A 1,393-nucleotide genomic window follows, 5' to 3' on the forward strand; every position below is an offset into this window, starting at 1 on the left:
TTCCTTCAATTTTAAATAATTCATTATAACCTTTTATTTTTTTCTCAGATTTAATATCATTTGACTCTAGCTTTATATCATAGTCAGTCCCTCTCCCTACAATCGTACTGTAAAAATCAAGAACCTCAACACCTTCATTAATAAGTGGTACTTTAAAAGCTCTACTAAAGTATCCCATTTCGTCCAAATCATCTATATATGGATGAATTTGATCTTCTAATAGACAATTATAGTCTCTCTTTAAACTTGAGTTACAAGTGTAACAAGAAGGTATCAGATTATATACTGATAAAGCTAACATTGGATGTATACTCTGAGCAAAGAAATGATCTAAATGAGGGCGAATCGAAAAGTTTTGAGTCTCACTTTCTAAATCTCTTTTCACTGTAAAAGTAAACTGAGCATTACAATATGGGCAAATACTTTGATTAAGATGTTGTATAAAATCATAAGGACTCCACAAATCTTCATATGTCTTTTTCGAAAAATTATCATAATTAAATATATACTTTATAAACTTATTTAAAAAACCTTTAATATATTTAGAATCAATAAGATTACCCAAATTATGGATTTTAGATTCTTTATCATATAATAGCAAATAAAAGTCTTCCTCAAGTTGAATTAATTTTTCCGGTTTAGATAGAATTATATTATCAAAGTTTTGATATAGATAATTTGCCATTAATTTGCGTGTTTCAAATTCTAGTTCTATATTAAGATATTTTGTGCCGATGTTAATACTTTCTGGGTAATTTTCTTCCTGATATTTTCCTATCTTACCAAAAACGCTTGTACTTCTATATTTTCCATTAGATTTATTAATTGGTTTACAATACTCTAAATGACAATTTGAAAGTGTTTCCGAAAACTGTATTTTCTTCATATATAACTCTCCAAATATTTTAATCTCTCTTTTAACTCTATAATTTCTTCCTCAAGATTCTTAGAGATAAACCCATGTTTTTGTACAGACTCATTCAATATTTCTATGCATTTATTTCTAACTAATGGTTCCCCTATTAAATCAAATAACCTTTTATATTCATTTTGTTTCTTATAAGCATTTTCTGAATCGATTAGTATCTCATTAATCGCATTATTAATTACATTTTTCGAGAATTCACCCGTTAACCCACCCTGAATAAAAAATGCATTTGAAAATAGATCTTGTATATTACCTCCAAATGTTCTTTCTAGCTCTAAACCTTCTATACTGTTCAAAGAATCTGTATTTTCCTTCTTTAATAAAATTAGATTATAATGCGGTAAGTCAGAAACTACAAAAGGTGAATGTGAAGTTATTAATACCTGTACATGATTGTTTGGAAGAAAGTTATTAAACATATTACTTAATATATCGATATACCTTTTTTGCCATTGTGGATGAAAG

At 27.2% G+C, this 1,393-nt stretch carries 2 pseudogenes; both read right to left on the reverse strand.

The annotated features are described in order from the left end of the window. A pseudogene (locus AC1DOS_RS20105) lies at positions 1 to 886 on the reverse strand (hypothetical protein); the annotation flags it as partial. After that, a pseudogene (locus AC1DOS_RS20110) lies at positions 883 to 1,393 on the reverse strand (hypothetical protein); the annotation flags it as partial. The pseudogenes AC1DOS_RS20105 and AC1DOS_RS20110, both read right to left, overlap by 4 nt.

It is taken from the genome of Paenisporosarcina sp. P5_A11 (genome assembly GCF_056400705.1).